This window comes from Oleiphilus sp. HI0066, from assembly GCF_001635725.1.
Genome location: NZ_LWFH01001545.1, coordinates 1 through 1,301, shown reverse-complemented (window position 1 = coordinate 1,301; position 1,301 = coordinate 1). Strand labels below are relative to the sequence as shown.

The following is a 1,301-nucleotide window of genomic DNA, read 5'->3' as shown; positions in this document are numbered from 1 at the left end:
TTCCTCAGGGGTTTCAGTTTCTGGCACAATTAACTTCGCCATCAACAAACCACCCGGAGCAGCCATGAAGCTTGCCGCAATGAGGTACTTTAACTCGACGCCCATCGAGGCATACCCTACCATCACCGAGCCTGCAATCGAGGCTAAGCCGCCGACCATCACCGCAAACAACTCTGATCGCGTCATCCCGGCTATATAAGGTTTAACAACAAGCGGGGCTTCAGTTTGGCTCACAAAAATATTTGCAGTCGCAGATAAAGATTCTGTTTTACTAGTCCCTAATACCTCGCGTAAGCCACCACCTAAAAACTGAATCACTTTCTGCATTACTCCAAGGTAATACAGCACAGCAACTAATGATGAGAAGAACACGACAATCGGCAATACACGAAATGCAAAGACAAATCCGCCTCCACCAAAGACTTCAAACATTTTGTCGCTAACCAGACCTCCAAACAAAAAGCCAATCCCTTCATTCGCATAATTAATGACGTGAGCAACTCCAGCTGTAATGGTATTTAATATTTCTCGACCAATCGGCACATATAAGACCAATGCTCCCAAGACTATCTGGATCGCAAGCGCTCCAAAAACAGTTCTAGGATTTACCGCACCGCGATTAGTAGACAAAAGAAAGCCAATCCCTAGTAAAACTAGAATACCCAAAACGCTAATAAACACACTCATGACTCCAAATCCTTCGCCATTAATTGTGCTGCAAGCGTAGCAAAGTTTTTATTGTTGGCTGGTTTAGCCTAAGTTTTGCAATAAAATCAAACAAAGAAAATTTACTGAGTAAAGTATGAATCAAGTCGTCGTTGTAACAGGTGCCAATCGCGGTATTTGTCTGTCGCTATGCAAACACTATGTTTCTCTAGGGTGGGCCGTGATCGCGGTCTGTCGAACGCCCTCACCTGCGCTAAGCGCCCTTGATGTCAAAATCGTTCAAGACATCGACATTACCCTCCCCTCTTCAATCGCAGCTTTAAAACAATCATTAGGTGACACCAAGATCCACCTTCTGATCAACAATGCTGGCATCTTGCGTGATGAAAAGATCGCAAACTTAAACTACGAAACTATTCGGTACCAATTTGAGGTGAATACACTGGGCCCTCTTCGCGTTACAGAAGCTCTTCAGCGCAATATGACCGATGGTGGAAAAATAGCTTTTATCACCAGCCGTATGGGGTCTATTGAAGATAACACTAGCGGTGGAAGATATGGCTACCGCATGTCTAAATGCGCTTTGAACGCCGCTGCAGTTTCGATTGCTCATGACCTCGCTGACAAAAACATTG

Annotated in this window: 2 protein-coding genes; one reads left to right on the top strand and one right to left on the bottom strand. The window is 44.7% G+C overall.

Annotated elements, in window-relative coordinates; genetic code table 11:
• The coding region (locus tag A3738_RS24000; protein ID WP_304440127.1) for a Na+ dependent nucleoside transporter N-terminal domain-containing protein at positions 1-687 on the bottom strand (687 nt) is incomplete at its 3' end.
• Between the two features lie 115 nt (positions 688-802).
• On the opposite strand from A3738_RS24000, the gene A3738_RS23995 reads away from it, so the two are divergent.
• The coding region (locus A3738_RS23995) for an SDR family NAD(P)-dependent oxidoreductase (RefSeq protein ID WP_068763911.1) at positions 803-1,301 on the top strand (499 nt) is incomplete at its 3' end.